This window comes from Acidihalobacter yilgarnensis, from assembly GCF_001753245.1.
Lineage (GTDB): Bacteria > Pseudomonadota > Gammaproteobacteria > DSM-5130 > Acidihalobacteraceae > Acidihalobacter > Acidihalobacter yilgarnensis.
In genome coordinates this window covers 2886644-2911660 of sequence record NZ_CP017415.1, presented here as the reverse complement: position 1 = coordinate 2911660, position 25017 = coordinate 2886644, and the positions used below count along the sequence as shown (strand labels likewise).

15 protein-coding genes and 3 pseudogenes are annotated in these 25017 nt (G+C 57.4%); 9 read left to right on the top strand and 9 right to left on the bottom strand.

Going from position 1 to position 25017, the window contains the following annotated elements; genetic code table 11:
* Window positions 1-64 precede the first annotated feature (64 nt).
* A complete protein-coding gene (locus tag BI364_RS14000) occupies window positions 65-1024 on the bottom strand; it encodes a lipid A deacylase LpxR family protein (protein WP_070079272.1) in 960 nt (319 codons plus the stop codon).
* 965 nt (window positions 1025-1989) lie between these two features.
* Here BI364_RS14000 and thrC point away from each other — a divergent pair.
* A complete protein-coding gene (gene thrC, locus BI364_RS13995) occupies window positions 1990-3459 on the top strand; it encodes a threonine synthase (RefSeq protein ID WP_070079271.1) in 1470 nt (489 codons plus the stop codon).
* 134 nt (window positions 3460-3593) lie between these two features.
* Here the strand turns inward: thrC and BI364_RS13990 are convergent, their stop codons facing one another.
* Window positions 3594-4310, bottom strand: coding sequence for an SDR family NAD(P)-dependent oxidoreductase (locus BI364_RS13990; RefSeq protein WP_070079270.1), 717 nt, complete (start codon window positions 4308-4310; stop codon window positions 3594-3596).
* A gap of 59 nt (window positions 4311-4369) precedes the next feature.
* The gene (gene metG, locus BI364_RS13985) at window positions 4370-6385 is read right to left on the bottom strand and encodes a methionine--tRNA ligase (protein WP_083251428.1); all 2016 of its coding nucleotides are present in this window, start codon (window positions 6383-6385) and stop codon (window positions 4370-4372) included.
* Between the two features lie 178 nt (window positions 6386-6563).
* Between metG and apbC the strand changes: the two genes are divergently transcribed.
* From apbC to BI364_RS13970, 3 genes are all read left to right on the top strand, one after another.
* Complete coding sequence (gene apbC, locus BI364_RS13980) at window positions 6564-7655, top strand: iron-sulfur cluster carrier protein ApbC (RefSeq protein WP_070080091.1); 1092 nt, start codon at window positions 6564-6566, stop codon at window positions 7653-7655.
* 49 nt (window positions 7656-7704) lie between these two features.
* Entirely contained in the window at window positions 7705-8271 is a 567-nt protein-coding gene (gene dcd, locus BI364_RS13975; RefSeq protein ID WP_070079268.1) for a dCTP deaminase, read from the top strand.
* A gap of 78 nt (window positions 8272-8349) precedes the next feature.
* The gene (locus BI364_RS13970) at window positions 8350-9546 is read left to right on the top strand and encodes an ammonium transporter (RefSeq protein ID WP_070079267.1); all 1197 of its coding nucleotides are present in this window, start codon (window positions 8350-8352) and stop codon (window positions 9544-9546) included.
* Window positions 9547-9621: 75 nt separating this feature from the next.
* Here the strand turns inward: BI364_RS13970 and BI364_RS13965 are convergent.
* A pseudogene (locus BI364_RS13965) lies at window positions 9622-10726 on the bottom strand (DDE-type integrase/transposase/recombinase).
* Window positions 10727-10942: 216 nt separating this feature from the next.
* Here BI364_RS13965 and BI364_RS18060 point away from each other — a divergent pair.
* From BI364_RS18060 to BI364_RS18055, 3 genes are all read left to right on the top strand, one after another.
* Window positions 10943-11092, top strand: coding sequence for a hypothetical protein (locus BI364_RS18060; RefSeq protein ID WP_156782773.1), 150 nt, complete (start codon window positions 10943-10945; stop codon window positions 11090-11092).
* Window positions 11093-11158: 66 nt separating this feature from the next.
* Window positions 11159-11665, top strand: coding sequence for a POTRA domain-containing protein (locus BI364_RS13960; protein ID WP_156782772.1), 507 nt, complete (start codon window positions 11159-11161; stop codon window positions 11663-11665).
* Between the two features lie 13 nt (window positions 11666-11678).
* On the top strand, window positions 11679-12887 hold the full coding sequence (locus tag BI364_RS18055) for a ShlB/FhaC/HecB family protein (RefSeq protein ID WP_156782771.1): 1209 nt from the start codon (window positions 11679-11681) through the stop codon (window positions 12885-12887).
* A gap of 262 nt (window positions 12888-13149) precedes the next feature.
* Here BI364_RS18055 and BI364_RS13955 read toward each other — a convergent pair.
* Window positions 13150-14276 (bottom strand): IS3 family transposase gene (locus tag BI364_RS13955; RefSeq protein ID WP_156782608.1). Its coding sequence is split into 2 segments (ribosomal slippage): window positions 13150-14009 and window positions 14009-14276, totalling 1128 coding nucleotides; the frame shifts between segments, so codons are not numbered across the junction.
* A 25-nt stretch (window positions 14277-14301) separates the two neighbouring features.
* On the opposite strand from BI364_RS13955, the pseudogene BI364_RS19255 reads away from it, so the two are divergent.
* Window positions 14302-15048: pseudogene (locus BI364_RS19255) on the top strand (two-partner secretion domain-containing protein); the annotation flags it as partial.
* A gap of 1284 nt (window positions 15049-16332) precedes the next feature.
* Window positions 16333-19479, top strand: coding sequence for a beta strand repeat-containing protein (locus BI364_RS18790; RefSeq protein ID WP_070079264.1), 3147 nt, complete (start codon window positions 16333-16335; stop codon window positions 19477-19479).
* A 96-nt stretch (window positions 19480-19575) separates the two neighbouring features.
* Here BI364_RS18790 and BI364_RS13935 read toward each other — a convergent pair whose 3' ends face one another.
* The 4 genes and pseudogenes from BI364_RS13935 to BI364_RS13920 all read right to left on the bottom strand — a co-directional run bounded on the left by BI364_RS13935 (window position 19576) and on the right by BI364_RS13920 (window position 24989).
* Window positions 19576-20172, bottom strand: coding sequence for a glutathione S-transferase family protein (locus BI364_RS13935; protein WP_070080090.1), 597 nt, complete (start codon window positions 20170-20172; stop codon window positions 19576-19578).
* Between the two features lie 37 nt (window positions 20173-20209).
* Window positions 20210-20773, bottom strand: a complete 564-nt coding sequence (locus tag BI364_RS13930; RefSeq protein WP_070079263.1) for a class I SAM-dependent methyltransferase — start codon at window positions 20771-20773, stop codon at window positions 20210-20212.
* Window positions 20774-20881: 108 nt separating this feature from the next.
* Window positions 20882-23835 (bottom strand): annotated as a pseudogene (locus tag BI364_RS18785) (efflux RND transporter permease subunit).
* 104 nt (window positions 23836-23939) lie between these two features.
* Window positions 23940-24989 (bottom strand): efflux RND transporter periplasmic adaptor subunit, encoded by a 1050-nt coding sequence (locus BI364_RS13920; RefSeq protein WP_070079262.1) that lies wholly within the window; start codon window positions 24987-24989, stop codon window positions 23940-23942.
* Window positions 24990-25017: the final 28 nt, after the last annotated feature.

The following is a 25017-nucleotide window of genomic DNA, read 5'->3' as shown; positions in this document are numbered from 1 at the left end:
TCGGGAAGCTGAACTGGCCCCTGAGTTCTCGGGTACGCGCACGGGGTTTCTGTACGGTGGAAATTTAGAATGACGCGGATAGGCTCATCGCGCCGAAGTTGTCTCCACCACTTTGGCCTTTAAATTCACGTGTCCGTAAAACGTGTGTGTAGCTGAGGCGTACACGCTGCCAAATGACCACAAAGCCTAGTTGCAGATCTCCGACAAACGGCTCCTTGTCAATTCGACGTCCACCACCGAAAGTGTTGCCGTCAAGAAAAATGTTTCTCGCAACCGCGCGAATGTCTATGCCGGAGAAAAAATACCAATCGATGTCTCTATCCGGCACAAAAAATCCAGATCCTGGAAGACTTGGTTGGATGCGTGGTGGGCCATAATCAAGTGACGGTGGTCTCCCTATGCGTAACGTCACGCCTGTGTTGGCATAGGTGAAAACGTTGCCGAGTGCTCCGCCAGCATGAGGCGTTATGTCGTAAGACATGCCTGCAAACGTTTTCTTGTCAACAGCTTGTCGCCAACTGCGCTGATAGATCAATACTATCCCAAGTTCATTTTTGATCTGGGTGTCCCAGCCCTCAGGTTGCGCGACACCAATCACTCTGTGAATGAATTTCTGAGTGGATTCGGCAAGCGATGATGGTCCTACAATCCCAACCATCAAACCGAGTTGGTCGAGACGGGCATCAGTTTCTGCAATAACATCAATCGAACCATACAACCAACCTGCATAGGGGCGATCATTTAAAGGTGGGTTTTTTTGTGTGATGTCTTTTGGTGTATACATGCTTTGCCCAAGCGCATAACCGGTGCGCACATGGCCGTGACCGGAAAATAGCGGAAACAAACGAGCGGCCTGCACAATCCAGTCTGGTGATTCGTTAGCACTAGAAAGCCAAGCGATGCGGACGCCATTGGTGTAGTCGTGATCGGTGTCGTAGAACAGATCATTCTCGAAATTCATGCTCAGTATGCCGGATTCTGATGGTTTTTCAGCTAATGCGGGAGGCGACGAGGCGACGAGCATGAAAGCGGATAAAAGAAAAATGCACCCCCGCACATGGGATGATGTTTTTTTTCTATTGCTTGGGTGAGATCTCATGTGGGTTGCCATTTCGTATTTTGGCGATGCATTGCCCTGAAAATATAGCCTGCTTAGGTCGCGGTGTTTGTATGGATCAGTGTTTCTGATCAAGAGCGGGTTGTGTGCAAAGCGCCTCAACGGCTGCCGTGAAATTCGTCAAGCCCCATGATTTAAAATCTGCTGGCAAAAAAATCACGAGAATCCTGGCGGTATTTCTGACCTGTCAGGCATGTTCGTATCTTATCGCCTGCGACGCAATAAAAATAAAAAACAATGGGCGAAAATAAAATACAGAGGGCGATTTTTTTTCGCTAATACGAGCGCTTTTTGATTCTAAAGAATTTTTGTTCTGGCTTGATGAATTGAGAATCGCCGGCGTTGCTAGAACAAAGCGGATTGCGCTTGACTCGCCAGGCGGCTCGCGGGTGATGTGATGTGATGTGATGTGAGGCTGAAAAGCATCTGGAGCACGGTTCCGCTCCCCTGAATCGTAATGACAAGGGCATATGAGAGGTTTTTGTATGTTGATCCGTGCGTGTTCATGTTGCGAGGGCGAACTCGTAGCTGGCTGTCGTCACGGCCTTGCTTTATCGGTTATTGATTGACTGGGATATTTTTACATCCGTCCTCCTGTCGTTTTGTGAGCCAGGGCAGATTGAGTCTGATTGATGGCTACGCGCGTCACCGGTTCGGTGATGGCGCTGGTGACTTGGGTGAGGAGACGGATGGCTTGTCGCCTGTTCGTATGGATGCAAAGTTTCGTGCATCCATAGGCAGGGCGGCTGATTAGGAGCTCCACGGCAGACACCGAGCGTGTGTATGACGATATTGTAGCCGCCGCAGGCTCGCCCGTAGACCGGCTGCACGGTTATAATCACGCGTTCCGCCACAGCGCTTCAGGGCTTATTATGTACTTCATCGAAACTCGTGGTAACGACGGCCAGCGCCCCGCTCGAATAGGCTTTTCAGACGCTATCCTCAACCCCATGTCGTCCTTTGGCGGCATTTACGTGCCCGAGCACCTGCCGGACCTGGGTGGTGATTTTCTTGCGAAGCACGTGAGCGTCGATTACAAAACCTTGGCGCGCGACGTGCTGGTAGCCTTCGAGCTGGATATCGATGCGGCGCTGATCGACGAGGCCTTGGCGCTATACGACGATTTCGACGACCCGGCCAATCCGGTGCCGGTGGTGAGGGTGAGCGAGGATCTCTATGTCAGCGAGCTCTATCATGGTCCTACGCGCGCCTTCAAAGACATGGCTCTGCAACCTTTCGGCACGATTCTTTCAGCGTTGGCGCAGCGACGTGGCGAGCATTACCTAATTCTGGCCGCCACCAGCGGCGATACCGGCCCGGCTACGCTGGAAACTTTCAAGAATCGCCCGAACGTTAAGGTCGCCTGTCTGTACCCGGACGGTGGGACCTCTGACGTTCAGCGGCTACAGATGGTTACCGAAGATGCGGCGAATCTCAAAGTGATTGGCATCCACGGCGACTTCGACGACGCTCAGAATGCCCTCAAGACCCTACTTGGCTCCGACACTTTTCGCGCCAAGCTGAAGGAGAAGAACACTCTGCTGTCGGCGGCCAACTCGGTGAACTTCGGCCGCATCATCTTCCAGCAGATCTATCATATCCATAGCTATCTGGAATTGGTGCGCCAAGGCGCCATTGTGCTCGGTGATAAGGTTTATCTCGATGTGCCTAGCGGTAATTTCGGCAACGCCCTGGGCGGTTACTACGCGATGAAAATGGGGTTGCCGGTGGAGAAGATCCTGATAGCTTCCAACCGCAATAATGTGTTGACCGAGTTGATCAACACGGGGCGCTACGACTTGCGTGATCGTAGTGTGATCGCTACCCATGCCCCGGCGATGGACATCCTCAAATCGTCAAACATCGAGCGCGTGCTGTTCGACCTATTCGGTGGGGATCGGACAAGGGCGCTGATGCAGCAATTGGATGCCGAACGTCACTACGAACTGAGGAGCGACGAACGGGCGGCTCTGCAGGCAATCTTTTCCGCGGATTATTGCGATGATGACGAGGGGCGTCGGTACATCCAACAAGCCTTTGCTGCCGGCTACCTGATGGACCCACACACCGCCACCTGCTTCAAGGCTTATGACACCTGTCGTACTCAGCCGCTGGTTACCATCGCTTATTCGACGGCCGAGTGGACCAAGTTCTCGCCGACGATTGCCAATGCGTTGACCGGTGAAGTCGGCACGCACGACGTCGAGGCGCTCGGAGCCGTTGCCGCGAAAGCCGGCACCCCTATCCCGGCGCGGATCCGGGCCTTGTTCGGCAAGCCGGTCACCCAAGACACCGTAATCGACAAGAGCGATATCGAGCAGGCGGTTTTGAGCTTCCTCTAAACTCGTTCGCTATGCGCGAGCAGTGTGTATGGAAGGTTCCCGCGGCGTCGTTTTGCTATCGGTCGCGTGGTCTTAGGTGTTGTCTGTTGAAGATCCGAATAGCCCCGCTGTCCTACCTGGAGGTCAGCGAGCGCTCAGAAGGTCTCTACATTCGGCCGCAGATCAATTTCCTGCGTCCAGGCGGAGCGGTTTTGGCGGATTAGAGCCAGATAGGTTTGCGCGATCGCGTCCGGGTCCAGCGTGTTGTCGGTGGTGACGCCGGGGCGGTCGCGGTTTTTCGGCGTGAGGATCATGCCGTCGATGATGACATGTGCGACGTGGATGCCCTGCGGGCCCAGTTCTCGCGCCATAGCCTGCGCCATGCCACGCAGGGCGAACTTGGCCGCGCCGAAGGCGGCGAAGCGGGCGGCCGGTTTGGTTGCGGCGCTGGCGCCGGTGAAAATAATGGTGCCCTGGCCGCGCGCCTGCATGGCTGGTACGACGTGGCGAGCGCATAGAAAGGCGCCCCGGCAGTTAATCGCCCATAGCCTGTCGAAGTCCTCCACGGGTGTTTCGGCGAAGGCGTGCATGGCGATGGCGCCGGCGTTATAGACCAGTATCTCCGGTGGACCGAGTCTGTCGGTCGCCTCCTCCATCGCCGTGTGTGCGGCGGCTTCGTCAGTGAGGTCGCAGGCCAGCATGAGCGTGGAGCCGCCGCCCGCCTCAAGTTCTGCGGCTAACGCGTTGGTGTGGTGGCGCGTGCGCGCAAGCCCTGCGACGGCATAGCCGGCCGCGCTGAATTGGCGACATAGCGCTGCGCCCAAACCGGGGCCGACCCCGGCGACTATGGCGAGTGGTTTTTCCGGGTTCATCCGATCTGCCTCCTCAATGCGGTGGTGGGGTGCCTGCGAGGCTGGATCGGGAAGCCAGCCTATTTCACTCGCATGCCGGGTTTAGCGCCGTCGTCGGGGCCGAGCACGAACAGGTCCTTGCCGCCGGGGCCGGCGGCAAGGACCATGCCCTCGGAGATGCCAAAGCGCATCTTGCGAGGGGCGAGGTTGGCGACCATGACGGTGAGTCGGCCTTCGAGATCCTCGGGCGCGTAGGCGGACTTGATGCCCGCGAAGACGTTGCGCGTCTCTCCGCCGAGGTCGAGGGTCAAACGCAGCAGTTTTTCGGCGCCTTCCACGTGTTCGGCCTTGGCAATACGCGCAACGCGCAGGTCTACCTTGGCGAAATCGTCGTAGGCGATCTCAGGGCGGATTGGGTCGTCGGCCAGTGGGCCGGTTGGCGCGGGCGCGGCGGCCTGCAGGTCTACCTTGGCGGCTTCGGTCATGGCTTCAATAGCACTCGGGTCGATGCGGGTGAGTAGAGGCGCGTAGGGCTGAATTTTGTGGCCGCATAGCGGGGTGGCGGCATCTTCCCAGTTCTGTGCCTCGATGCAGAGAAAAGCTTCGGCGCGTGCGGCCAAGGCGGGGAGTACCGGCTTGAGGTACACGATCAGCTGGTGGAACAGGTCGATGCCTTGAGTGCATACGGCCTGGATCTGTGCTTCCTGCCCGGGCTGTTTGGCCAGTGCCCAAGGTTTGTGCTCGTCGATGTACTGGTTGGCAAGGTCGGCAAGCGCCATGATTTCACGCATGGCCTGGCCGTACTCGCGACGCTCGTAGTGGCCCGCGAGGGTCGCGCCTGCGGCGGCGACCGTTTGATGCAGCCCCGGATCAGGCAGGATATCGGCAAGCGTGTCGTCGAAGTGTTTGTGGATGAACCCGGCGCAGCGGCTGGCGATGTTGACGACTTTGCCGACGAGGTCGGAATTGACCCGCGCGACGAAGTCGTCGAGGTTCAGGTCGAGGTCATCGACGCCGGCCCCGAGTTTTGCGGCGAAGTAGTAGCGCAGATATTCGGGGTCGAGATGGTCCAGATAGGTGCGCGCCTTGATGAAGGTGCCGCGCGATTTGGACATCTTCTGGCCATCCACAGTGAGGAAGCCGTGCGCGTAGATGGCGGTCGGCGTGCGTAGCCCCGCACCCTTGAGCACGGCTGGCCAGAACAGGGTGTGAAAGCGCAGGATGTCCTTGCCGATAAAGTGATACAGCTCAGTCTTGGCGTCGGTGTTCCACCAAGCGTCGAAGTCCAGGCCCAAGCGTTCACTGAGCTTCTTGAAGCTCGCCATGTAACCGATGGGCGCGTCCAGCCAGACGTAGAAATACTTGCCCGGCGCGTCTGGAATTTCAAAGCCAAAATAGGGCGCGTCGCGCGAGATGTCCCAGTCGTTCAGGCCGGTCGACAGCCACTCGTTCATTTTATTTGCCACTTCCGTCTGCGTGGCGTCACGCACGAATTCGCGCAGCATGGCCTCGAAGTTGGAGAGCTTGAAGAAGTAATGCTCGGAGTCCTTTTTCACCGGCGTGGCGCCGCTGAGCACCGAACGCGGGTCCTTGAGTTCGGCCGCGTCGTAGGTGGCGCCGCAGACTTCGCAGTTGTCGCCGTATTGATCCGCCGCGCCGCAGCGCGGGCAGCCGCCCTTGATGAAGCGGTCTGGGAGGAACATTTTCTGTTCGGGGTCGTAGAACTGGCTGATGGTACGTCGTGCGATGTGTCCGGCCTCGCGCAGCTTCAGATAGATGTCGGATGCGAACGCGCGGTTTTCCTCTGAATGGGTGCTGTAGTAATTGTCGAAGCTGATGCCGAAGGCGTCGAAGTCCGCGCGGTGCTCCGCGCCGACGCGTTCAATCAGCGATTCAGGAGATATCCCTTCGCCTTGGGCCCGCAACATCACCGGGGTGCCGTGAGCGTCGTCGGCGCCGACGTAGAAGCAGCGGTGACCGTGCATGCGCTGGAAGCGTACCCAGACATCGGTCTGGATGTACTCGACAAGGTGGCCGATATGGATTGGCCCATTGGCGTAGGGCAGGGCGCTGGTGACCAGGATGTCGCGCGTCATGGGGGAGGCTCGTCTGCGTTTCGAAAAGCGGTTAAACATATCAGGTCCGACGCCCGCCGGCCATGCGCGCGTGCGCTCAAACCCCGCATTTATGCGGTTTATCGGGGGTGGGGGCATGGTGTACAATCGCTGCAGCTTGGGCCATCTGGCCCGGAACGTTTTTGGAGGCGCGTACGCGATGGCTGAGGTATCCCGTTTGCAGATTGAAACGGCCCTGAAGGTTATTCAGGACCCTTACCTTGAAAAGGATAGAGTCGCTGCCGGCCAGATCCGCGACATTCGTATCGACGGATCGAAGGTGGTTGTGGACGTGGTGCTGGGTTACCCAGCCAAAGAGTTGGTGCCGGCGATCCAGGCGGAGATTCGTGAGCATGCCGGGCGTGTCGCCGGTGTCGACAAGGTTGAGGTCGACGTGAAATGGGAGATCGTGTCCCATGCCGTGCAACGCAACCTCAAGCCACTTGCCGGGGTCAAGAACATTATCGCCGTGGCATCGGGCAAGGGCGGTGTCGGCAAGTCCACCACGGCGGTGAACCTGGCGCTGGCGTTGTACGCCGAGGGCGCCAGCGTGGGCTTGCTCGATGCCGATATCTATGGCCCGAGCCAGCCGCGCATGCTGGGTATTTCGGGTAAGCCGGAGACCAAGGACGGGCGGATGCTCGAGCCGATGGAAAACTATGGCATCAAGGCGATGTCCATCGGCTTCCTCATTGAGGAAGAAACGCCGATGATCTGGCGCGGGCCGATGGTGACGCAGGCGCTGGAGCAACTCCTTTCCGAAACCCGCTGGGGCGAGTTGGACTATCTGGTCATCGACCTGCCACCGGGTACCGGCGACATCCAGCTGACTTTGTCGCAGAAGATTCCGGTCAGTGGTGCGGTGATCGTTACCACCCCGCAGGACATCGCCCTGCTGGACGCGCGCAAGGGCCTGAAGATGTTCGAGAAGGTCGAAGTGCCGGTGCTTGGCATCGTGGAAAACATGAGCATCCACATTTGTTCGAAGTGCGGCCACGAAGAACGTATCTTCGGCGAAGGGGGCGGTCAACGCATGTCGGACGACTACGGCGTGGAGCTGCTCGGTTCACTGCCGCTGGATATCCGTATCCGGGAGCAGGCCGATAGCGGCAAACCGACCGTTGTGGCCGATCCGGGAGGACGGGTTGCCGAGATTTATCGCGATATCGCTCGCCATACCGCCGCACAGCTTGCCCGCCAGTCCAAGGACTACAGTGGCAAGTTCCCTAACATCGTCATCCAGAACAACTGACCCGATACGTGGGGCGCACGACGCCCCGCTCAGGCCCGGAGCCCGCCGCATGTCCATTAAGTCTGATCGCTGGATCCGCCGTATGGCCGCTGAGCACGATATGATCGATCCCTTCGAGCCGGGGCAGGTGCGGCACAGCGGTGAACAGCGGATTGTGTCCTATGGTACCTCCAGCTACGGCTACGACGTGCGTTGTGCCGACGAATTCAAGATATTCACCAACATCAATTCGGCGATCGTCGACCCCAAGGGTTTCGATCAGAACAGCTTCGTTGACGTCAAATCTGACGTTTGCATCATCCCGCCGAACTCCTTCGCGCTGGCGCGCACGGTCGAATATTTCCGCATTCCGCGCAACGTGCTCACCATTTGCCTCGGAAAATCCACTTATGCGCGCTGCGGCATCATCGTCAATGTGACGCCGCTGGAACCAGAGTGGGAGGGGCATGTGACACTGGAGTTCTCCAATACCACGCCGTTACCTGCCAAAATTTACGCCAACGAAGGTATCGCTCAGATGTTGTTTCTGGAGTCTGACGAAGTTTGCGAGGTGTCTTACAAGGATCGTGGCGGCAAATACCAGGGACAGCGAGGCGTCACTCTGCCGCAGACCTGAGGGTGCACTCTATCTGTGCATGAGTCTTTTAATGCACTAAGATAGTGCGCTTTTGGCGTCGCTATCGGTGCATCCTCGATGAATAATCTCAATCCGGCCCTAGATACCCTGTTTCTACTGCTTGGCGCCATCCTGGTGCTGGCCATGCATGCGGGTTTCGCCTTTCTAGAGGTGGGCACCGTCCGGCGCAAGAATCAGGTCAATGCACTGGTCAAGATCTTGGTCGATTTTGCGATCTCCACCTTGGCATATTTTTTCATCGGCTATTACGTCGCCTATCACACGGATTTCATGCGTGACGCAGGTAACCTGTCGTTGGATAACGGCAAGGAATTGGTCCGCTTTTTCTTCCTGCTCACCTTTGCCGCAGCGATCCCAGCCATCGTTTCCGGCGGTATCGCCGAGCGTGCGCGCTTCTATCCGCAGCTCGCTGCAACTTTTCTGCTCGTGGCGTTGGTGTACCCCTTCTATGAAGGTCTGGTGTGGGGCGATCACTTTGGTTTCCAGGCTTGGCTGACCCATCAATTCGGCGCGCCCTTTCACGACTTTGCTGGTTCGGTGGTGGTGCATGCGATGGGTGGCTGGATCGCGCTGGCCGCGGTGCTGATGCTGGGGCCGCGACACGGACGCTATGGCAAGGATGGCGAGTTGTCCGCCCATCCGCCGTCGAACATACCCTTCCTGGCGTTGGGCGCCTGGATATTGACCGTTGGCTGGTTCGGTTTCAATGTGATGTCCGCGCAAGACATACGGCAGATCAGTGGGCTGGTGGCGGTGAACAGCCTGATGGCGATGGCAGGTGGAATTCTGGCAGCGTTGCTGGCCGGCCGTAACGACCCTGGCTTCGTGCATAACGGTCCGCTCGCCGGCTTGGTCGCGATTTGCGCCGGCTCGAACCTGATGCACCCGGTAGGCGCCCTCGTTACCGGCGCGGTGGCCGGTGGGTTGTTCGTATGGCTGTTCACCCTGACGCAGAATCGCTGGCGCATCGACGACGTGCTGGGCGTATGGCCGCTGCATGGCCTGTGCGGCGCCTGGGGCGGCATTGCTGCCGGCATCTTCGGCCTCAAGGCCTTGGGTGGGACGGGTGGGGTCAGTCTGTGGTCGCAGCTGATCGGCACCGGCGTCGGCGTGGTAATCGCCTTTGTCGGGGGGCTGGTCGTTTATGGTGGACTCAAGTACACGGTTGGCATCCGTTTGGATCAGGAGCAGGAATACCAGGGCGCCGATCTGAGCATCCACAGGATCAGCGCTACACCTAAATACGATCAGTAATTGAAACGATTGACCAGTTTGTCCAAAAATGGCCCAGTGAGTTGGCCCGTATTTCGGTTTTTTTTAGTGAGTCCTCTACGGGTTAGGCTGCTGCTGTCCGCAACGGCGGCTCAAAGTGGGCCTGTCCGGTGTTTTACCGTCAAGTGCGGATTGCGGCCGGCGTCGGTTGTAGAAGTCAAAGTAAATGGCCAAGGCTTGGCGTGCACTGGCGACGGTGTCGTAGCCATGCAGGTAGGCCTCCTCGTACTTGATCATCTTCCAGGGCCGCTCGCCGACGAAGACGTTGTCCCGCCAGCACCCTTTGCCATCCATGCTGATCTGGATATGCCGTTGTTGGAGGACTCCGATGACACAGAGTTGGTGAACTGACTGTCCTACCGGTATTCATGATTTCTGGCGCAGCGTATTTCAGGATCGCCTCCTCCAGCGCATCAACACAGGCCTTGGGTGTCAGTGTGTTGGGCAAACACCAGGCCAATACCCGGCGCACTGCCCAGTCTAGCACTGCGGTCAAATAGACAAAGCCGCGACTCATCGGGAAGTAGGTCGTGTCCATCGTCCAGGCTCGGTTGCACGGTCGATGATAGGGCCGCGTACCCGATACGAATAGATCCGGCGCGAACTGTTGCGGCGGATCGTATTGGCCTTGCGGTAGAGCGCCTCGATGTTCATCTTTTCATCAGCGTCGCGAGGTGCTTGCGACCCACTTCTAAGCCTTCCAGTTTTAACAGATCACGCGGCATGCAAGCACACGTAAGCGGATGATCAAGATGTAGTGGATCGATCCGCCGTATCAATCGCAGATCCGCATCGGGTGTCGTTTGCGGCAAGTAATAGACCGACTAACGTGGAGACATCCAGAAGCTTCGTTTGGCGTAGCACGGGGGGCTTGTGAGCGCGCTCACATCGACGATGCGAGCGCACGTGCCGGCTAAAAATCCATTTCCAAGGCCTGCGGGCCGATTTTTTCGTGCAACTCCTAGAGGTCCGGTGTCCCTGCTTGCATGTCGACCAACGTTGCGAAAACACCCGAGGGATTATCCAGCAAGTGCGTCTTCTATTGCGCGATCTAGTTGGGGTGGACGTTGAACTGCTCAGCGAGTGTGTGGTTGCCCTTGAGCGTGGCGATGGCCACCTTGGTCTTGGTGTGTAACAGCGAGGTTTTCGTTTGGCTTCTAATCCTTGACAGACGTCTTGCGCCGTTCATTGTACTTACCCAACGGCCCATATTTCCGGACCCGCTTCTGTCTGTCGTGGTAGATGTTGAGTGCTAAGTAGAGAGTCCCAACGTCATTGCTTTTTTGGATGTTCTGTAGCGCCTGGCATTTTGCTTAATCTGGCCTATCCTCTGTATAGGTTGCTTTGATGGCGGTGTTACTTGGAATGATCGCGCCAAATGGCATTAAAAAAATATGGTTATTTCGTTGGTGTGGCTGTAGTTGAGCGTTATTTTGATATTTGGCTGATACTTGGCGCGACGTTGGGTGGTGCGTGGTTAGCCTTGGATCAGGGTACTTTAAAAAAAGTGGTGGCGAGCATTTATTAGGTGCATGTGATCCTGTGTCTGCGATTGGGGTGATCTGATTAATAACAAAACTTAGAGGGTTTTGAGTTGCGTAAAATATTCACGCGAATAGAGGGCTTGGTAACGTGGCTGTTGGTGCTCGGCGCAGGTGGTATTGGCGTATTCCCTGGTGCTGTGGAAGCGGCATCTATAGGCAATTTTTCTACTCCAACCGCAGGTTCTTTATTGCGTCAAATAAGTCCGATGGATAGGAGTCATGAAAAAATAAAAAAAATAGAAATAAATGATAAAAAACACAAGATTTACTCGAATTCTAAGATCGGCATAAAGATACCGATTAAAAAAATAATAATAGTGGGAAATAAAATTATTCCTTCCGGGGTGTTGAGGTCGGTGGTCGATCCTGCTGAAGGTAGGTTGCTCAGCTTGCGAGAGCTTGAGTCGCTGGCTGGGAAAATAACCGATCTGTATCGCGATAGAGGGTATTTTTTATCTAGAGCTTATGTTCCGGCGCAAACGATCAATAATGGTATTGTCGAGATAGATGTTGTAGAGGTTGTGTATGGGGGGGGTTTCTATCAAAAACAATTCTAAATTAGATAATAAAATGGTGCGCCACACGATATCTGATGTTGCATCTGGAGACCCAGTTAAGCAAGAACCGTTGGAGCGCGCGTTGGCGCTGCTGAATTTTACCCCTTCTGTGTATTCTAGAGTTAGGTTGATGCCTGGGTTATCTGCGGGGACTACCGATGCTATCTTCGACCTCGGGTCAAAACCTGCAGTTTCAGGAGATGTCTATGTAGACAATCATGGAGGATATTACTCGGGTCAGTTTCGATCTGGTATTGATATAACCGTTAATAATCCAAGTGGGTATGGGGATCAGCTTGGATTGCACGTATTAAATTCAGAGGGGGGTGGGGTTCTATTCGGAGAAGTTAACTATCTTACCCCCAATATTATTGATGGGCTCCGGGCTGGAGTTTCAATGTCATCACTAAACTATCATCTTGGAAAATCGTTTTATGCGTTGCACGCTCACGGGTCGGCGAAATCAGTTGATTTGTTTTTGAGATACCCATTGTGGCTTCATTCTAGGTCAATAATAAGAATTAAGTATGGCGTTGGGGAGAGATTTATGAGCGATATAATTGGTATTACAGGTGGGTTTGTTAATAAAAAATCCACCTATATGGAAGCTAGTGTTTCTGGAAGTGAGGATGATGATTTTGGGCTTGGGGGAAATGCGGGCGGTAGTCTAAAGTTGACGTATGGTAGCCTCGGAATTTTACCGGAATCAGCTTATGCGCTTGATAAAATCACAATCAATTCAGTAGGGCGTTACGCAAAAATAGATGGGGTTTTATCGCGAAACCAAAAATTTCCTATGGGTTTTGTTTTGCGTGGAATGTTTTCAGTGCAATGGGCGAGTAAGAATTTAGATTCTTCCGAGCAATATTTTTTGGGTGGGCCTGATGGGGTCATGGCGTATCCTGTGGGTGAGGGCGAAGGTTCGCAGGGTTATCTTGCTAGCCTTGTTCTTTCGCATATTGTGAAACCATTCCATTTGCCTGGGCGTTGGGTGATAAGCGGGTTTTCCCAATATGGGCGTGTTGAACTTTTGAAGAAAAAATATCCAGGATTTCCGGGTTCCAATAGGAGCTCGTTAGGTGGGGTTGGATTTGCTATGGATTGGTTTTGGCGTCGCTATTCATTATCGCTTGCCTACGCGAATCGTATTGGGCCTTATGTGGCGTCGGTCGGGCCATCTAGGGGTAGTGAGGTATGGGGTCGGGTCGCAGTGACATTTTAGGCGGTAATTAAATAATCTGCGGATGAATTAATGTCAGTTTAACGAGGTGGTGGGATGAGTCAATTAATTTATACTCCCCGTCTAGAATGGGTTTCGACGCGCTCCGGTTTTTTGACTATAAGCTGTTTGACTATTTTTGTGGTGGGTGGGTTGGCTCCTGCTTGGGCGCTTCCTCTGGGTGGTAGTGTGGTGTCTGGCAGGGGTTCTGTGGTGTCAGAAGTGGACCCGGGAAATTGGACAGCCCGCTAAGTGCTCTCTCGGGTTATGCCGCCAGTCTGGCGGCGGATTCGTAGTACACGCTGTCGGGGGTGCGCCGGTCCAGTGACTGGTGCCGCCTCTCAGCGTTGTAGAAGGCCAGGTATCGCCCCAGTGACCTTCGTGCATCGGCGATATTGTCGTAGGCCTTCAGATACACCTCCTCATATTTCACGCTGCGCCACAGGCGCTCGACGAACACGTTATCGACCCACCGACCCTTGCCATCCATGCTGATGCGGATGCCATGGTGCTTGAGAACGCCGGTGAACGCCTCGCTCGTGAACTGACTCCCCTGGTCGGTATTGAAGATCTCCGGGGCGCCGTAGGCCTCGATCGCCTCCTCAAGCGCATCGACGCAGAAGCTCACATCGAGCGTGTTCGATACGCGCCAGGAGAGCACCTTGCGCGAGTGCCAGTCCATGATGGCCACCAGATACACAAAGCCCCGCGCCATCGGGATGTAGGTCACGTCGGTCGCCCAGACCTGGTTCGGGCGGTCGATAACCCGATCCCGCAGCAGGTACGGATAGACCTTGTGCGCCTGATTGGCCAAGCTGAGGTTGCGCTTCGGGTACTGTGCCCTCAGGTCCATCGTGCGCATCAGGCGCTGAACCCGCTTGCGGTTTACGCGGTGACCCTGGTCTTCCAACCAGTCGTGGATGCGTCGGCTGCCATAGAAAGGATACTTCAGGTGGCAGCGATCAATCAGCGCCATGAGTTCCAGTTCCTCGTCTGTAACCGGCTTGGCCACGCGGTAGAACGTCGAGCGCGGCAGGTCCAGCAACGCGCATTGCCGCCTTACCGGCAGCGGATCCTGACGATCTATCATTGCTTTCCTCTGGGCCCGTGAATCCGTTCGAGCCCGCGTTCTAAAAAATCATTCTCCATCGTCAGCTGGCCGATCTTGGCGTGCAACTGCTCAATGGTTTCGGCCGACTGTTCAGCCTTCTGTGCGCCCTTGCCGAACACATCCGAGGCGTTGCTCAGCAGCTGCTTCTTCCAGTCCGCGATCTGATTGGCATGTACATCGAACTTCTTGACCAACTCAGCCATCGTCAGGTCACCCTGTAGCGCTGCAAGCGCTACCTTGGCCTTGAACTCAGGCGAATGGTTTCGTCTTTTCCGTCTCATCGCTTCTCTCCAGAGCGTCTCGCTCATGATGAAGGAAGCACTTATCAGCGTTCAATCACTGTCCAATCAGGTGGGTCCAGTTCTGTCAGCAGGGAGTGATTTATACATCAATCAACGTAGCAGTAAAATTATATTAAATTGGAACTCCTTTGACATTTCAAAAAATGAAAATGTTAGGTTTATACAGCCGTCGTCGTCTAGTGTAGCTCTGAATCGGGTTGTTGGGTATTCGAAAAGTTCAATTTTTGGTGGGCTGTTTTCAAATGGCCAGGTGTTTCTTATTAATCCGAATGGCGTAATTTTTGGGTCTGGATCCAGGGTTAATGTGGGCGGCTTGGTTGCGAGTACGCTTAGCCTTAGTAATAAAAATTTCATTGCTGGTGATTATCGTTTTTCTGGGGATGGCGGGACTGGTGTGGTTAATTATGGAGATTTGTCATCTTCGAGTGGGGGGTATGTCGTTTTTTTGGGTGGGCATGTCGAGAATTCTGGGAATATTTATTCTCCTGATGGTCTGGTTGGATTGGTTTCTGGGTCGACTGTGAGCGTTTCTATTCTGGGTGATCGATTGATTGGATTGGAGGTTCCAGTTGGCGTTGTTAACGCGCTAGTTAAAAACAGTGGCATGATAAATTCGCGGTCTGGGCGGGTTGTATTGTCTGCAAAATCTACACAGACGTTACTTAATTCCGTCGTAAATAATACGGGTGTTATCGAGGCCGGTAGCATAGAAAATCATGCTGGGACCATTGTTCTGAGTGCGAGTGGCGGAACGGTTGATGTTAACAATTCTCTTGATGTGTCTGGTGTTGGTGTGGGGGCGAGTGGCGGTAAAATAAGTATTCAAGCACGATCAGTTGAATTAGGAAATAAGGCGAAACTGTACGCATCGGGAGCTGCGGGCGGAGGGCGCGTTGAAGTGGGAGGCGCCGGTAGTATAGTAAATATGAAGAAGGGTGCTAGCATCAATGCAGATGCAATGGTAATGGGTAATGGAGGGCGTGTTGACCTTGGTAAGAATAACTCTGCGGCTACGATGATATATGGAAAAATTAGCGCGCGCGGGGGTGCCCAAGGAGGAGGAGGGGGCTTAATAGAAACTTCCGGGAAGCAATTGGATGTCGCTTCTGCAATTATTGATGCAGGGGCTCCGTCAGGACGTGGTGGATTATGGATTTTGGATCCAGGTAGTTTTACGATAAATTCATCAACCGCGCTTGCGATTTCAACGGCGCTTAATCTAGGAACATCGGTAACGCAATATGCTGCGGTCAATGGTGCCGACCCTGGCAATCTTACTTTGGATGCGTCGATTATCAAGACCCAAGGTTTGAACGCCACGCTAACGTTGATGGCAGACCAGAATGTCATCCTTACCGGGAACGCAAAAATAGAAGATGCATTGTTGCCGGGTCAGGGGAAATTAAATATCATTCTTGATGCCAATGCATCAGGCTCATCTTCTGGCGGTAGCATCCAGGTAGCTGGCGGTGCTTCGATAAAGACCAATGGTGGATTTATTTACATGGGTGGGGGTGGACTTGATGGTGCTGGCCTTCCAACATCGAGCGCGCAAGGTTATGGTGGATCTGTGGGGGGGCTCGATGCTACCGCTGACGGAATTAATTTTAATGGTACAAGTGTAAGTGGTATCACTATCGACTCAGCTGGAGGGGCGATAACTCTGAATGGCGAGTCTTCTAAGAATAGTAATATTTATCATGGAATACACGGCACCTATACCGCATTCACGACCGGGTCCGGAAATTTAATCTTGAAAACTGATAACGTCAGTTTGGGTGCTAGTAATACGTTGAATGGTGGGACTGGAACTCTGAGTTTTCAACCTCTCACATTGGGCACGAGTATTGGCATTGCCGGCGGTTCAGGTACCTTGCAGATTAGCACCAGTCTCCTTAATTCCGGTGGAAATTTCGCCACGATTAGTATCGGTTCTCCTCTGGGTACCGGCGCGATCAAATTGGGCTCAGCTGGTTGGTCGGCTCCGGCAAATTCTAATATTGAATTAAAAAATGGCGGAATAGGCTCGGCTGGAGTGGCGCTGGATGGCCCGTTAAACGTGGCGGCGGGTCGAAATCTGACGCTCGATACGACTGGCGCGGTGACGCAGACGGCGGGCTTGACGGCTGGGAACCTATTACTTCAGGGAGGCGGTCCGGTCACGTTGACGAATGCGGGCAACGCGGTTGGCACGGTGGCGGGGACGACGGGTGCCCTGGAGTTGGTAGACACGAATGGTCTGACGGTAGGCACGGTGGGCGGAGTGGTAGGTCTGACGGCGACTGGAGACGTTGGACTGAATGCGCCAAGTCTGAGTTTGACGAACGCGCTGAATGGCAAGGCTGGAGCAACGCTACGACTGAGCCCGCTGAACACGTCGGCCAGCATTGGCTTGGCGGGAGGTTCGGGTACGTACACGCTGACGACGAGCGATCTGTCGAACATCAGTAATTTTGGTGTGATCGAGATAGGTAGTACGACGGGGACAGGTCAGATCACGTTGGGCTCAACGGGTTTGACCGTACCGGCGATGACGGATTTGAGCCTGCTGAGCGGCGGTACGGGATCTGGTGGAGTGGCGCTGAATGGGGCACTGACGCTGGGGGCGGGTAAGAACTTACAGATAGATACGACTGGCGCGGTGACGCAGACGGCGGGTTTGACGGCTGGGAACCTATTACTTCAGGGAGGCGGTCCGGTCACGTTGACGAATGCGGGCAACGCGGTTGGCACGGTGGCGGGGACGACGGGTGCCCTGGACTTGGTAGACACGAATGGTCTGACGGTAGGCACGGTGGGCGGAGTGGTAGGCCTGACGGCGACCGGAGACGTTGGGTTGCAGACGGGTAGTGGTGGTTTGGCGTTGAACGCCGACGTAAACGTAGGCAGCAACCTACTGAAGCTCGATACGACTGGCGCGGTGACGCAGACGGCGGGTTTGACGGCTGGGAACCTATTACTTCAGGGAGGCGGTCCGGTCACGTTGACGAATGCGGGCAACGCGGTTGGCACGGTGGCGGGGACGACGGGTGCCCTGGACTTGGTAGACACGAATGGTCTGACGGTAGGCACGGTGGGCGGAGTGGTAGGCCTGACGGCGACCGGAGACGTTGGGTTGCAGACGGGTAGTGGTGGTTTGGCGTTGAACGCCGACGTAAACGTAGGCAGCAACCTACTGAAGCTCGATACGACTGGCGCGGTGACGCAGACGGCGGGTTTGACGGCTGGGAACCTATTACTTCAGGGAGGCGGTCCGGTCACGTTGACGAATGCGGGCAACGCGGTTGGCACGGTGGCGGGGACGACGGGTGCCCTGGACTTGGTAGACACGAATGGTCTGACGGTAGGCACGGTGGGCGGAGTGGCAGGCCTGACGGCGACCGGAGACGTTGGGTTGCAGACGGGTAGTGGTGGTTTGGCGTTGAACGCCGACGTAAACGTAGGCAGCAACCTACTGAAGCTCGATACGACTGGCGCGGTGACGCAGACGGCGGGTTTGACGGCTGGGAACCTATTACTTCAGGGAGGCGGTCCGGTCACGTTGACGAATGCGGGCAACGCGGTTGGCACGATGGCGGGGACGACGGGTGCCCTGGACTTGGTAGACACGAATGGTCTGACGGTAGGCACGGTGGGCGGAGTGGCAGGCCTGACGGCGACCGGAGACGTTGGGTTGCAGACGGGTAGTGGTGGTTTGGCGTTGAACGCCGACGTAAACGTAGGCAGCAACCTACTGAAGCTCGATACGACTGGCGCGGTGACGCAGACGGCGGGTTTGACGGCTGGGAACCTATTACTTCAGGGAGGCGGTCCGGTCACGTTGACGAATGCGGGCAACGCGGTTGGCACGGTGGCGGGGACGACGGGTGCCCTGGACTTGGTAGACACGAATGGTCTGACGGTAGGCACGGTGGGCGGAGTTGCAGGCCTGACGGCGACCGGAGACGTTGGGTTGCAGACGGGTAGTGGTGGTTTGGCGTTGAACGCCGACGTAAACGTAGGCAGCAACCTACTGAAGCTCGATACGACTGGCGCGGTGACGCAGACGGCGGGTTTGACGGCTGGGAACCTATTACTTCAGGGAGGCGGTCCGGTCACGTTGACGAATGCGGGCAACGCGGTTGGCACGGTGGCGGGGACGACGGGTGCCCTGGAGTTGGTAGACACGAATGGTCTGACGGTAGGCACGGTGGGCGGAGTGGTAGGTCTGACGGCGACCGGAGACGTTGGACTGAATGCGCCAAGTCTGAGTTTGACAAACGCGCTGAATGGCAACGCTGGCGCAACGCTACGACTGAGCCCGCTGAACACGTCGGCCAGCATTGGCTTGGCGGGAGGTTCGGGTACGTACACGCTGACGACGAGCGATCTGTCGAACATCAGTAATTTTGGTGTGATCGAGATAGGTAGTACGACGGGGACAGGTCAGATCACGTTGGGCTCAGCGGGTTTGACCGTACCGGCGATGACGGATTTGAGCCTGCTGAGCGGCGGTACGGGATCTGGTGGAGTGGCGCTGAATGGGGCACTGACGCTGGGGGCGGGTAAGAACTTACAGATAGATACGACTGGCGCGGTGACGCAGACGGTTGGCAGCGCAAATAACCCTGGGATTAATGCCAATTCGGTGAGGATTCAGGGGGGTACGTTATCATTGGGTAATATTCACTCAAAATCATTAGTTGCGAAGGCGTCCGGTGTCGTGACTCTGAACGGCACACTGGGAGCTACGGATAATGGTAACGCGCTGATTGTCGTAACTGAGGGTGGGTTTGAAAACAATGCAGGTAGTAGCGCATTGGTGACGCCGAACGGCCGCTGGTTAGTCTATCTTGGGAGCCAAAATCTCCCGCTGAAGGAAAATGGGCTGGGTAAAAACGAATTGTTTGGTTATGCTTGGGCAGATAATCCCAACGAAATACCGTCTGGTAACTACTTCATCTATCCAGAAGGTGTGCGCCTAACGACTATTTTAGGAGGGGGCGCGAGTAACGCGGCATATAGCGAGTCGCTTGGATATTTTCAGCCTAATGCGATTACGACGCGGGTCAAATGGCCGTCGCCGCAGCCGGTAGATCGCTTTATCTCGACTTTGCTTACGGGTGTAAAGAACCAGCGCGACACGGCCGTAACATGTAAACGTAGCGCATCTGCCTCGCAGATTGTATGCGTCACCGAATAATGGGTCATGCTGAGCTACTGCGGTGATAGTTGAAAGACTGCGTGTTTACTGGGCGGCTGTACCGTAGCGTAATGCTGGAGGACGCAGCGAACTCGATTACGCTTCGATACCGGCCATGCCGACGTAACCTGGCAGCGCCTGGAGACGTCCGAGCCAAGCCCGGATCGAAGGGTAGGAGGCTAGCGGTAGGCCAGCTTCGGGCGCGAGCGCAACATAGGGATAGCAGGCGACGTCGGCAATGGTGGGATGTCCCTCGGAGGCGAGCCATTCGCGGTCGGTGAGGTGCGTTTCCATGATATCCAGCGCCTGTCGCCCCATGTGCTGGCAGGCGGACAAGTCAAATGGACGACCGAGCTTGAGCACGGCGCGCGCGCGTGCGATGCCGTAGAGAATTTCGTTTTCCGAGACGGCCAGCCACTGCATCACTCGGGCCATGGGCAATGGTTCGGTCGGCAGCCATTCGGCGGCGCCGTAGCGGCGGGCCAGATAGACGAGTATGGCCATCGAATCCCATACGGCTTCGCCTTCGTCTTCCAGCACGGGGACTTGCCCGCGCGGGCTGAGGGCGAGGAAGGCCTCGGTGGTGGTGTCTTCGCGCTGCAGCGATTGCAAGGTGTAGTCGAGGGACAGCAGCCCGAGCATCAGACGGATCTTGTGACAGTTGCCGGATACTTCTAGGTCGTAAAGTCGCATGTCGGGTTCCTCCTGGCGGCCGCCGGCGTATCGCGCATCATTCGTGGTAGCAGTATGCATCCACGCGCGCCGGCGGGATATTAAGCGGAACGAAGCTGCGGTGGCAGGGGACGAAGGCCAGCGGCAGATGGGAGCAGGCGCTGCGGAAGTGATAGGTGAACTGAACGAATACGGTGCTGGGTTCGGCGACCTTGCGCAACTCGGCGAAGATGGCCTGTACCGTCGGTTTGGGCAGGCTGCGCAATGGCAGACTGGAGACGATGGCGCGGATGCGCTCTGGATGCGGCCCGATCAATTGCGAGAGGTGGCTGGCATCGCCCTCGATCACATGCACGCCGGGAAACCGCTGCCGCAGTTGCAGGGCGAGGCGAGGGGAATATTCAATCGCCCAGATATTCTCCGCGGGAATACCGCGGGCCAGGAGCGCTGCGGTCACGGAGCCCAGTCCCGGCCCGAGTTCGACCACGATGCCTTCGCCTTCGGGTACTTGACCCGCCATACGTTTGGCCAGCGCACGTGAGCTGGGGAACAGCGCGCCCATCTGTCTTGGATGAGAGATGAATTCGCGTGCGAAATGCCAGAACCCTCGGCTTTGGATCATACGCTCGCTTGCCTCATTGTTATGTGCGTGGTGGTTGCTCGCGTGACGATACCCGATTCGCGGGATTCGTGTACGGCCGGCGTGGATAAGCCCAGCAAATTTGGGGCATTAGGATAGCAGCTCCTCCGGCTTGGCGCGCAAGACACGGCTGAAAATCACGGGTACGGCGATCAGGACCAGCGGCATTTGCACGACCAGTCCGGCGATGATGGCCACCGCGAGCGGTTGTTGCATGGCCGAGCCTTGGCCGATGCCCAGGCCCAGCGGGAGGAGCGCTAGGATCGCGGCGAGTGTGGTCATTGCGATGGGGCGCAGCCGGTTGACGCCTGCCTCGATCAGCGCTTCGCCGGGTGGCAGGCTGGCGCTGAGCAGCACCAGTTCCGAGAAATAGAAAATGGCAACCTCGGTGACAATGCCGAGGATCATGGTCATGCCCATGAGTGCCGTGATGTTCAGGGTCTGCCCCCCGATCCAAAGACCGATGAAGACACCCGAGACGGCAAGTAGGGGCGCGCAGATGATGGCCAGTGCGACCCGAAAGCGTTCGTACAGGAACAGTAAGGCCAGGAATAGCAAGGCCGCAGCGGCAATGAATACGAGGCCGAGGGCGTGGAAGGCGATTTGTTGCTGCTTATACAGACCGCCGAGCGTGTAGTAGACATTTTTGGGCAACAGTCCCGGCGTTGCCAATGCCTGGCGCACCTGGGCGATCGCGCCGCCGTAGCCGCGCCCCTCAATGCGGGCGGAGACCGCGACCATGGGTTTGAGGTTGTAGCGCGTGATCTCGGGCACACCCGTGACGCGCTGGATGGTGGCGATGCGCGAGAGTGGCACCAGATGGCCGTCGGGGGCGCGCAGCAGCAGACGTTCGATACGGTGTCGGCTTTGGCGCAGGCTCTTGGCGGTCCACACGCGTACACCGATGATCTGTTGGCCTTGCTGGATGTGCGTGGTCACGACGCCGCTCAGGTAGGCATTGAGCTGGGCGGTGACGGCGGCCGGCGTCAGACCTTCCAGCGCAGCCTTGATGCGGTCGACGCGGATGTTCAATGCGTCGCCGGCGATCACCAGCCCGTCCTGCACTTCCTTGAGTCCGCGAATTTGCTTGATCCGCGCCGCAACCTCCGGTGAGAGCTTGACGAGTTGGTTCCAGTCATCCCCGAATAGACGGATGACCACCGGGCGCGGCGAGCCGGTGAGATCGCCGATCAGATCCTGCATCGGCTGGTTCATGTCCTGCACGGTCAGGCCGGGTACGTTGTCGTGAATCCGTTGTGCGATACGATCCATGACCGCTTGTTGGCCGCGTGGGCTCTTGAGGCGCACGAAGAAATCGCCCTGATTGGCCTCGGTGAGACCGCCGCCGAGCTGGGTCCCGGTGCGCCGCGACCAGGTATCGACTTGGGGCGTGGTGCGTAGGATGTGCGCAACCTGATCGAGCAGCCGGTCGGTCTCCGCGAGCGAGGTGCTGGGGGTGTCTGATAATCGAGCACGAAACCGCCCTCGTTCATCTGTGGCATGAAGCCCGACGGCACCTGTTCGAAGGCGAGCGCGCCCGCGACCAGTAGGGGGATCAGCCCGGCGAGCAGCCAGATGGGGCGACGCATCAGGTGCTGCATCAGGCGACGATAGACCTGTTGTGTGGCGTGGGTGATGCGCCCACCCGCCTCGTGTTGCGCGTCCTTGGGGCCCAGCATGCGTGCGGCAATCAGCGGCAGGGCCAGCCAGGCGAATAGGAAGGAGATGATCAACGAGGTCGCCATGGTCAGCGCTAGGGCCTTGAAGAAGGCGCCGGTGACCCCGGAGAGGAAGGCCAGTGGTACGAAAATGATTACCGTCGCGGTGCTGGAGCCGGCCAGCGGCTGGGTGAACTCACGTGCCGCGTCGAGCACCGTGCGCGGGCCGTGTCCCTGCTGGATCAGGCGACGGACGAGGTGTTCGAGCATCACGATCACGTCGTCGATGATCAGTCCGACCGCCGCGGCCATGCCGCCGAGGGTCATGATGTTGAAGCTCATGCCGAGGGCGTAGAGCATGGCGCTGGCGGCGGCGAGTACGCCGGGGACGACGAGCAGGGCGATCAGCGTCAGCTTCCAGTTGCGCAGAAAAATGAACAGCACCAGGGTCGCGAACAGCACGCCGAGGATGATGGCATCGCGCACGGAGCCGGCAGAGTCGAGGATCAACCCACTCTGGTTGTACCACTGGTGGATGTGCAGCGAGGCAGGCAGGCGCCCTTCGATGGTTTTGAGGCTGGCCTGGATGGCGCGGTCAATGGCCACGGTATTGCCGCCGAGTTGCTGGTAGACCGTGACCAGCACGGCACGGTGGCCGTCGGCTGTGACGGTGATCCACTGCGGACGCGTGGCCAGGCGTACGGTGGCGACGTCGTCCAGCGTGACGACGCCATCCTTGCCGGTGCGCAGCACGGTATGGCGGATTTCGGCCAGATTCTTGAAGCGGGTGTCGGAGAGCAGCAAGAACAGCTTGTCGTGCGCCTGCAGGCGACCCACTGCGCGGATGATATTGGCGGCAGTGAGCGCCTGCTCGACGTTGGTCATCGACAGCCCCAGTGCGGCCAGGCGCGCGGGATCCACGGTGACGCGGTACTCGGCGGTTTGCCCGCCCATCACGCCGATGCGGCGCACGCCCTGGACACTGGAGAGCAGTGGCACAAGCTGGTAGCGCGCGATGTCACGGAGCTGGGTCTGACTCAGGTGTTTGGAAGTCAGGCTGTAGGCGAGTACGGGAAATTTGGTCGGGTCCATGCGCTGGACCTTGAAGCGGGTGCCAGCGGGCAATTGCGGCAATACCTGATTCAGCGCGGCCTCGACCTGGAGCACGGCGCGGGGCATATCGGTGCCCCAGTTAAAGCGTACATCGACGTTGGCCGAACCGCGGCTAGTAGCCGAGCTGATCCCGGTGACCTTGGGTACGCCCCGAAGGGATTGTTCGACGACGCGCGTGACTTCAAGCTCCATCTGGCTTGCGGGGCGGTCGCCGGCGTCCAGGTAGACCTCCACGCGGGGGAATGCAATGGCCGGGAACAGCGACACCGGCATGCGCAGCGCCGAATAAATGCCGCCGAGGACCAGCAGCGCCATCAGGAACAGGACTGAGCGGCTATGGGCCTGCAGCCAGCCCGCAAAGCTGCGGTCACGTGCGCTCATGGCCGGCCGGGCGCGAGGCGTACGGACATGCCGTTATCGAGTTCGTAATTGCCAACGGTAACGATCGTCTGACCTGCGTGCAGTCCGCGCCCTTGCACGGCGATGCGTCCGTCCTGGGTCAGGCCCGTGGTAACGTCGATACGCCGGGCGCGATGTTCGGCCGTGACCGCAAACAGGTAGGCGCCGTGGGCGTCATGCAATACGGCCGATTGCGGTACGGTCAGGGCTGGATGACGTACGAGCGTGATATGCCCGCGCATCCACATGCCAGGGATCAACCCGTGAGTAATGTTGCCCGAGAGTGGCGCGATGGCGTCGACCAGATGAGTGGCCGGATTGATGACGGCGTGTACTTGGCTCAGCGTTGCCCGGAAGGGCGCTTTTGTGCCGAAGACGGGCTGCAGGGCAACCATCATGCCCGGGTGCAGTCGGGCGACATCCTCCGGCTCAATGCCGAGTTTGATCCAGAGGCGGTGACGCGCGCCCAGCGCGAGCAAGGCGGCGCCGGCCTGGACGCGGTCGCCGGCGGCGACATTGAGTTGGGTGACAATCGCATCCTGCGGGGCGCGGATGATTTGTTCAGCATGGTTAGCGCCCAGCCTGCGTTGGGCCTGCAGGGCGTTGCGTGCATTGGTGAGTTGTTGTTCGGCCTTGGCCAGCTCGGCGCGCGTGGCCAGCTGTTCGGCGAACAGCGCCTTGACCTGGGCCAAATTTTTGTGTGCATAGGCGACCTGTGCCCGCGCCTGCTCGTAGGCCAGACGCGCGGTTGGATCGGTGGCCAGCTGGAGCAGGATTTGCCCGGCGGTGACCTGCTGACCGAGGCCCACGCGCAGCTGGGTGACTTGTCCGCCATGCGCTGCGCTGACCCCGATCACACGCTCGGGGTCGGGGACGACTTGGCCGTAGACGGTGAGGTATTCGCCCACTGACTGGTTGCGTACCTGCCCGGTTTCAATCAGCACGCTCGGCGTTGGTTGGGTATCGGGAGGAGTGTCTGCGCGGACGACGCCAAGGCCCAGCGACCCACACAGCGCGAGACCGGCCATCAGAGTGGCGTATCTGGACTTGCGAGCA

Bases quoted from the DNA above. Each gene is read 5' to 3' on its own strand.
- BI364_RS14000 (WP_070079272.1), bottom strand. From the start codon at position 1,024: ATGCTCGTCGCCTCGTCGCCTCCCGCATTAGCTGAAAAACCATCAGAA.
- thrC (WP_070079271.1), top strand. From the start codon at position 1,990: ATGTACTTCATCGAAACTCGTGGTAACGACGGCCAGCGCCCCGCTCGA.
- BI364_RS13990 (WP_070079270.1), bottom strand. From the start codon at position 4,310: ATGAACCCGGAAAAACCACTCGCCATAGTCGCCGGGGTCGGCCCCGGT.
- metG (WP_083251428.1), bottom strand. From the start codon at position 6,385: ATGACGCGCGACATCCTGGTCACCAGCGCCCTGCCCTACGCCAATGGG.
- apbC (WP_070080091.1), top strand. From the start codon at position 6,564: ATGGCTGAGGTATCCCGTTTGCAGATTGAAACGGCCCTGAAGGTTATT.
- dcd (WP_070079268.1), top strand. From the start codon at position 7,705: ATGTCCATTAAGTCTGATCGCTGGATCCGCCGTATGGCCGCTGAGCAC.
- BI364_RS13970 (WP_070079267.1), top strand. From the start codon at position 8,350: ATGAATAATCTCAATCCGGCCCTAGATACCCTGTTTCTACTGCTTGGC.
- BI364_RS18060 (WP_156782773.1), top strand. From the start codon at position 10,943: ATGGCATTAAAAAAATATGGTTATTTCGTTGGTGTGGCTGTAGTTGAG.
- BI364_RS18055 (WP_156782771.1), top strand. From the start codon at position 11,679: ATGGTGCGCCACACGATATCTGATGTTGCATCTGGAGACCCAGTTAAG.
- BI364_RS13935 (WP_070080090.1), bottom strand. From the start codon at position 20,172: ATGCGACTTTACGACCTAGAAGTATCCGGCAACTGTCACAAGATCCGT.
- BI364_RS13930 (WP_070079263.1), bottom strand. From the start codon at position 20,773: ATGATCCAAAGCCGAGGGTTCTGGCATTTCGCACGCGAATTCATCTCT.
- BI364_RS13920 (WP_070079262.1), bottom strand. From the start codon at position 24,989: ATGGCCGGTCTCGCGCTGTGTGGGTCGCTGGGCCTTGGCGTCGTCCGC.